General features: G+C 61.6%; 6 protein-coding genes. 5 read left to right on the top strand and 1 reads right to left on the bottom strand.

All coding sequences use genetic code 11. From position 1 onward, the window contains the following. Positions 1-163: 163 nt before the first annotated feature. Complete coding sequence (locus AC5E6N_RS22005) at positions 164-1417, bottom strand: ROK family transcriptional regulator (RefSeq protein WP_491749815.1); 1254 nt, start codon at positions 1415-1417, stop codon at positions 164-166. A gap of 256 nt (positions 1418-1673) precedes the next feature. On the opposite strand from AC5E6N_RS22005, the gene xylF reads away from it, so the two are divergent. The 5 genes from xylF to xylA all read left to right on the top strand — a co-directional run bounded on the left by xylF (position 1674) and on the right by xylA (position 7738). Further along, positions 1674-2657 carry a D-xylose ABC transporter substrate-binding protein gene (gene xylF / locus AC5E6N_RS22000; protein ID WP_491749817.1) on the top strand — a complete coding sequence of 328 codons (984 nt, stop codon included), beginning with the start codon at positions 1674-1676 and terminating at the stop codon, positions 2655-2657. A 91-nt stretch (positions 2658-2748) separates the two neighbouring features. Then, complete coding sequence (locus AC5E6N_RS21995) at positions 2749-4071, top strand: sugar ABC transporter permease (protein ID WP_491749814.1); 1323 nt, start codon at positions 2749-2751, stop codon at positions 4069-4071. Between the two features lie 23 nt (positions 4072-4094). Further along, positions 4095-4877 (top strand): ATP-binding cassette domain-containing protein, encoded by a 783-nt coding sequence (locus AC5E6N_RS21990; RefSeq protein ID WP_491687617.1) that lies wholly within the window; start codon positions 4095-4097, stop codon positions 4875-4877. A gap of 105 nt (positions 4878-4982) precedes the next feature. Beyond that, positions 4983-6431, top strand: coding sequence for a xylulokinase (xylB, locus tag AC5E6N_RS21985; protein WP_491749816.1), 1449 nt, complete (start codon positions 4983-4985; stop codon positions 6429-6431). Beyond that, on the top strand, positions 6428-7738 hold the full coding sequence (gene xylA, locus AC5E6N_RS21980; RefSeq protein ID WP_491749813.1) for a xylose isomerase: 1311 nt from the start codon (positions 6428-6430) through the stop codon (positions 7736-7738). Before xylB ends, xylA begins: the two co-directional genes overlap by 4 nt. Positions 7739-7900 lie beyond the last annotated feature (162 nt).

The following is a 7900-nucleotide window of genomic DNA, read 5'->3' as shown; positions in this document are numbered from 1 at the left end:
TGTGCCGCCACCCCTGAAAGGACGCTCGTGTAGAAATTCAGAGCTGAACGGGCCGGGCGAATGTGCCCTCTGACCGCGTTGGCTCGCGCTTGTGGTGGGTTGGCACCACGGCGCGCAACCCGCCTTGTCAGAAGCCAAAATCGCCACGGTCAAATGCGTCAATCTAATCACAATGCGCTCCAGACGGCATTTTTTCAACCTCCCGCGCTTCGGCGGCGTGTGCAAACATTTCGTCCACCTCAAGCAGCGCTGTCACGGTGCATCCTTCCAGAATGAGCGGTTTTTCGTCAGGAAAGCAATGAATCTCGATCTCGTTCCCGATCACATCCAGCTTCGTCGAACTGATCGCCTGCCTGAGCGGTTTTTCGATGAATTCGAACGCCCCGGTTCCGTGGCCGACAAACGCCACGGGAAAGGAATCCATGAGCGCGTACATGTCCGCAAGTCCCGTTCCCAGAGCGCGTCCGGCATCATGATAGGCGGCGATTGCGTCCTTGTTTCCCTGAAGTGCCGCGCGGTGCACTTCGTCCATTTCCTCATAGCCGATATCGTTGCGCGGGGCTTGAGTCTCGTCGGCCGCCCTGGCGCGCCGGTATATCGCATAGTCACCGGCATAGGCCTCGATACAGCCCCTGCGCCCGCAGCGGCAGAGCGCTCCGTCCGGAATATGCGACAGGTGACCGAACTCGGTTCCGGACGAACGGATACCGCTGACCAGCTCGCCGTTCAGCATCAGACCCATGCCGATGCCGTGCGAAAGCAGTACCGCGGCATAGTTGTTGCTGAAGCGGTCGGGCGCACGCCAGTGAAGCGCCCGTGCGATCATGCTGCAATCGTTGGAAAGCTTGACGGGCGCCGAAAAGACCGATTGGAGATCGGCCCTGAGGGCGAGGTCGCGATGCGGGGTTATGGGAGACCACAGCATCGATGCGCCCTCGACATCGGTGACACCCTGAACGCCAAGACGCATGCGCTTCAAGGTGCCCGAATTGCAAGGCACCTGCGACAGGGCCTCACGCACCGTTTCGATCAGCGCGGCGCTGAACCCGTCAGGGGAGGCGCGGCGCGCCCGGAATGCGCGGTCGACATCGGCGAGCCGATCGCCGCAATAGTCGGAGATGCACACCGAGATCCTGTCGAGCTGAACCATCACCGCGGCGACAAGCGCCGCGCGGGGGTTGAGGGACAGACGGATTTGCGGACGGCCCCGGCCCAGGCCGGCCGGACCGTCCCGGCCGGTTGCCAGGATGACGGCTTCCTCGAGCAGTTCCGACGTGATTGCCGAAACCGTGGATGCGCTCAGGCCGGTGCGCGAGCAGATACCCTTCCTCGACACCGGGCCGTTGCGGCGCAGTACATGCAGAATGCGACTGCGATTGCGCTTTCGCACATCGTCCGAACGACCCAGTTCAACCAATGTCCCGATAACCTCCCAACCGATGACATGTTATGGTGCAGTGCGAAGAAATTGCTGCATTACAACAACTTATCTCCGTGCAAATTTCAAGTTGACACAGCTTTTCGATTAAGTCACTATTTTTTTCGAGCCTCGAATTAAATGGCTCAAATGCAAGCGTGGATCGGTCGTCCGGTTCACTCATCGGGAGGTAGTAACAATGAAGATCCTTAAGGCCGCGCTCATCGGTGCGGTGTTTGCTGCATCGTCAACCGGTATGGCGCTTGCCGACGGCAAGACCATCGGCGTGTCCTGGTCCAATTTCCAGGAGGAGCGCTGGAAGACCGACGAGGCCGCGATGAAAGCCGCGATCGAGGCGGCCGGAAACACATATATCTCAGCCGACGCCCAGTCTTCAGCCGCCAAGCAGCTCACGGACGTTGAATCCCTGATCTCTCAGGGCGCCGATGCGCTGATCATCCTGGCGCAGGATTCCGGCGCCATCGGACCGGCTGTCGAAAAGGCGTCCGCGGAAGGCATCCCCGTTGTCGGATATGACCGGCTGATCGAGAATCCGGAAGCGTTCTACATCACCTTCGACAACAAGGAAGTGGGCCGCATGCAGGCACGGGCGGTCTTTGCCGCCATGCCGGAGGGCAATTTTGCCTTCATCAAGGGCTCGTCGGCCGACCCGAATTCGGATTTCCTGTTCTCCGGACAGATGGAAGTTCTGAAGGAAGCCATGGATTCCGGCAAGGTCAAGAATGTCGGCGAAGCCTATACCGACGGGTGGAAGCCGGAAAACGCGCAGAAGAACATGGAGCAGATCCTGACCGCCAACAACAACGATGTCGACGCGGTCGTCGCCTCGAATGACGGCACCGCCGGCGGCGTTGTCGCGGCGCTCTCCGCGCAGGGCATGGACGGCAGCGTTCCGGTCTCCGGTCAGGACGGCGACCATGCGGCTCTGAACCGTGTGGCTCTCGGCACGCAAACCGTTTCGGTGTGGAAGGATGCACGCGAACTCGGCAAGAACGCCGCCGTCGTGGCTTCGATTCTGGCCGACGGAACCGCCATGTCCGATGTCCCGGGCGCCGTGAAATGGTCCGGCGGTCCGCAGGGCGTGGAGATGAGCGCGATCTTTCTTGCGCCGATGCCGATCACCAAGGATAATCTGAATGTCGTGATCGATGCCGGATGGGTCGGCAAGGACGTGGTTTGCCAGGGCGTGGACGCAGGTACGGTCGCAGCCTGCAACTAAACTCAGCCATCTGGCGAGCACATGGGCGCCGCGATCCGTGCGGGTCGCGGCGCTTTTTGCAAACCAGACTTGCTCTAAGGGGGGAGCCGCCATGACGGATAATACGGACTCTCAGTCGACCCAAACGGCGGATCAGGCGCGTGCTGCGGAGATGTCGGTCGTCGGCCGTTTCATCAAGGACACCGAACTCGATACGCGCATGCTCGGCATGATCGGCGCTTTGCTGCTGATCTGGATCCTGTTTGATATCTTTTCCGGCGGATTGTTCCTGACGCCGCGCAATCTGTGGAACCTGTCGGTGCAGACCGCCTCCGTCGGGGTGATGGCGACCGGGATGGTGCTGGTCATCGTCACGCGCAACATCGATCTTTCCGTCGGGTCGATCCTCGGTTTCGTCGGCATGATCATGGCGGTCACGCAGGCCGAGATTCTTCCCCAGATCATCGGGTTCGACAGCCCGTTCATCTGGATCATCGCGCTCGCGGTCGGCATTCTGGTCGGCGCCGCCATCGGCGCGCTGCACGGTTACGTCATCGCCTATTGGGGTGTGCCGGCATTCATCGTGACGCTGGGCGGCCTGCTGGTCTGGCGCGGCGCCGCTTGGTGGGTGACATCGGGCCGTACCGTGGCGCCGATGAACGAGACGTTTCGGCTGCTCGGCGGCGGGCCGCACGGCTCGGTCGGCGTCCTGGCGAGCTGGATCATCGGCCTTATCGCCTGTGTGGCGATTGTCGCGATGATCGCCTTTGCGCGCCGGCAGCGCAAACGGTTCCAGTTTCCCCTGCGTCCGGTCTGGGCAGAGGCTTTCCTGGCCAGTCTCGGATGCCTTCTCGTGCTCGGCACGGTCTATATCGTCAATGTCTATTATTATCCCATCGGCATCGTGCGCAGGATGATACGCGACGGGCAGATCGAGGGTCCCGAGGCCGAAGTCTTTATCGGACACGGCATCGCGGTTCCCGTCCTTGTCGCCATCGGTGTCGCCATCGTCATGACGTTTCTGGCCACGCGCACGCGCTTCGGACGCTATGTCTTCGCGCTTGGCGGCAATCCGGAGGCGGCGGACCTTGCCGGCATCAACACCCGCTGGGTGACGATGAAGATCTTCATCATCATGGGCGTGCTGTGCGCCATCGCGGCGGCGATCTCGACCGCACGCCTCAACGCGGCCACAAACGCTCAAGGGACGCTCGACGAACTGCTGACGATCGCGGCGGCCGTCATCGGCGGCACATCGCTTGCCGGCGGCGTCGGCACGATTGCCGGCGCCATGATCGGAGCGCTCGTCATGCAGTCGCTGCAATCGGGCATGGTTCTCATGGGTGTCGACACGCCGCTCCAGAACATCGTCGTCGGTATCGTGCTGGTCATCGCGGTCTGGCTGGATTCGCTCTACCGCAGAGCGCGGCATTAGAACAGGGGAAGAGGATCATGGGCATGAATACACAAACCCAGCCCCTGGTGGATATGCGCAATATCTCGATATCGTTCGGCGGCATTCACGCCGTGGACGATGCGTCGGTGGACCTTTTTGCCGGCGAGGTCGTTGCGCTTCTCGGGCACAACGGCGCGGGCAAGTCGACGCTTATCAAGATCCTTTCGGGGGCCTATCAGCGCGATACCGGAGAGATCCACATCGACGGCAATCCGGCGACGATCGACAATCCGCGCGACGCCAAGGGCTACGGCATCGAGACGATCTACCAGACGCTGGCGCTCGCCGACAATGTCGACACCGCGGCGAACCTTTATCTCGGACGCGAATTGCTCACCCCCTGGGGCACGCTTGACGATGTGGCGATGGAGGCCAAGGCCCGCGAGGTGATGGGGCGCCTCAATCCGCGTTTCCAGCGCTTCAAGGATCCGGTCAAGGCGCTGTCGGGCGGTCAGCGGCAATCGGTGGCGATTGCCCGGGCCATCCTGTTCAACGCCCGCATCCTGATCATGGACGAGCCGACGGCAGCCCTCGGTCCGGAGGAGACCGCGCAGGTCTCGGAACTGATCCTGCAGTTGAAGTCGGAAGGGATCGGCATTTTCCTGATCAGCCATGATATCCACGATGTGTTCGATCTCGCGGACCGGGTTGCCGTGATGAAAAACGGACAGGTCGTCGGGCATGCCAAGACCGACGACGTGGACAAGGACGAGGTGCTTGGAATGATCATTCTGGGCAAATGTCCGCCAGGCGCGACACCCGGGCCCGGGGCCCTGTCTTCCTGAGACGATGCGGCAATGCGGAGCCTTGTGTTCCGCAATGGCGGATGCTCTTAGGCGGCATGGGTGAAGAGAAACGGCTTGCATAGTCTGCCGGCCGATGGAGGAAACATGTATCTCGGTATCGATCTTGGCACATCCGGGGTCAAGGCGCTGCTCATCGACGAGCGGCAGCAGATCGTCGCCTCCGCGACGGCTGATCTCAAAGTGTCGCGGCCGTCGGCCGGCTGGTCCGAGCAGGACCCGGCAGACTGGATCGATGCGACCCGCAGTGCCGTCGGGAAACTCAAGGTCAAGTCGCCGGTCTCACTCGCCGAAGTCGGTGCGATCGGACTTTCGGGCCAGATGCACGGCGCCACACTGCTTGACGAGGACGATGCGGTGCTGCGTCCGTGCATGCTGTGGAACGATACGCGTGCGCATGCCGAGGCTGCGCAGCTCGATGCCGATCCGAAGTTCAGAACCATCTCCGGAAACATCGTCTTTCCCGGCTTTACCGCGCCCAAGCTGCTTTGGGTGCGCAACCATGAACCCGACACATTCAACAAAACAGCCAAAGTATTGTTGCCAAAAGATTATCTTCGACTTTGGCTGACAGGAGAGCATATCTCCGAAATGTCCGATGCCTCCGGGACAAGCTGGCTTGACGTGGGCGAGCGGCGCTGGTCGTCCGAACTGCTCGCCGCGTCCTCGATGGACGCCGATCAGATGCCGCGGCTGGTCGAAGGCAGCCAGGCCGGCGGGGGCTTGCGCAGCGCGCTTGCCGGCGAATGGGGCATGCGGCCCGGCACCGTCGTCGCCGGCGGCGCGGGCGACAATGCCGCCACGGCCATGGGGATGGGAACGATTGCCGATGGGTCGGCGTTCGTCTCGCTCGGCACATCCGGCGTGATCTTCGCGGCCAATGACGCCTACCGGCCGCAAGCCGGCAGCGCCGTTCATGCCTTTTGCCATGCGCTGCCGGACCGCTGGCACCAGATGGGCGTGATCCTGTCGGCGACCGACAGCCTCAACTGGTTCGCGGCGCTTGTCGGCAAATCCGCGGCGTCTCTCACCCAGGAGCTCGGTGATACGTTGCGGGCGCCGGAGGGGGTTTTCCTTCCTTACCTCTCCGGCGAACGCACGCCGCACAATGATGCCGCGATCCGGGGTGTTCTGACGGGTGTTTCGCTGGACACGGATGCGGCTGCCATCACTGCGTCGATCCTTCAGGGCGTGGCGTTTGCCTTCCGCGACAGCCTCGAGGCGCTGCAGGCCACGGGCACAAAGATTGAACGTCTTGTTGCCAGCGGCGGCGGGTCGCGCTCCGACTATTGGCTGCGCACCATTGCGACGGCTCTGAATGTCCCCGTCGACGTTCCGGCGGCGGGCGATGTCGGGGCCGCGTTCGGCGCGGCCCGGCTGGCGATGCTGGCGGAAGGCAAGATGTCCTTGGCCTCCTGCACGCCGCCGCCTATCGACCAAACCATCGAGCCGGTGAGCGCGCTGCGCCAGGCTTATGAAGACGCCTATCTACAGTACCGGGAAACCTATCCGGCCATACGGAGTACGATGCGATGACGACTGGTTTTTTTGGAGATATCGGGAAGATTGCCTATGAGGGGCCGCAAAGCCGGAACCCGCTTGCATTTCGTCACTATGATGCGAACGAGATTGTTCTCGGCAAGCGCCTTGAGGATCATCTGCGCTTTGCCGTGTGCTACTGGCACAATTTCTGCTGGCCGGGGCTCGACCCCTTTGGCGGGCAGACCTTCGACCGCCCATGGTTCGGCGATACGATGGATGCCGCGCGGCTGAAGGCCGATGTGGCTTTCGAGATGTTCTCGCTTCTCGGCGTTCCCTATTACTGCTTCCACGATGCGGATGTGCGGCCGGAGGGTGCGGATTTCGCCGAGAACACGAAGAACCTCAACGCCATTGTGGATTACTTCGAAGGCAAGCAGGCCGATACGGGGCTGAAGCTCCTGTGGGGAACGGCAAACCTGTTCTCCAACAGCCGCTATATGGCGGGGGCGGCGACCAATCCGGATCCCGATGTCTTTGCCTTCGCGGCGGCGACGGTCAAGACATGCATCGACGCGACCCATCGCCTGGGCGGAGAGAACTATGTGCTGTGGGGCGGGCGCGAAGGCTATGAAACGCTGCTCAACACCGATATGGGCCGCGAACTCGATCAGCTTGGGCGTTTCCTCAACCTCGTCGTCGACTACAAGCACAAGATCGGTTTTGCGGGGACGATCCTGATCGAACCGAAACCGCAGGAGCCGACAAAGCACCAGTATGACTACGATGTGGCGACGGTTTACGGCTTCCTGAAGCGCTACGGCCTTGAGAACGAGGTGCGGGTGAATATCGAACAGGGGCATGCGATCCTTGCCGGCCACTCGTTCGAGCACGAACTGGCGACCGCCAATGCGCTCGGCATCTTCGGCTCGATCGACATGAATCGCAACGACTACCAGTCCGGCTGGGACACGGACCAGTTTCCGAACAATGTCCCCGAAATGGCGCTCGCCTATTACCAGATCCTGCTGGGCGGGGGGTTCACGACCGGGGGCACCAATTTCGACGCAAAGCTTCGCCGCCAGTCGCTCGATCCCGAGGACCTGCTGATCGCGCATATCGGCGGTATGGACTGCTGCGCGCGCGGGCTGAAGGCCGCCGCGGCGATGATCGACGATGGCGATCTGTCCGGTTTTGTCGATCAGCGCTATGCGGGCTGGAACGACGACGAAAATGCCAAAATGGTCTCCGGCGCGCGTTCCCTGGAGGAGATTGCCGCGCGGGTCGAGGCCGAAAACATCAATCCGCAACCGCGATCCGGCAAGCAGGAATATCTCGAGAATCTCGTCAACCGGTACGTCTGACGGGCGCATTCAACAGGCAACAGAAAACATCATGGTTCTGATGGAAAGCAATCAGAATCATGATGTTTTTCATTTTTTCGCCATTGCGAGGCCGTCATTGCTTCCTTAAGAATCCGGTAAGGGAGGACTGATGCGAAAGGCAACCGTCAACGATCTGGCCGC

This window comes from Hoeflea sp. (assembly GCF_984452065.1).
This window is presented reverse-complemented; position numbering and strand designations above follow the sequence as displayed.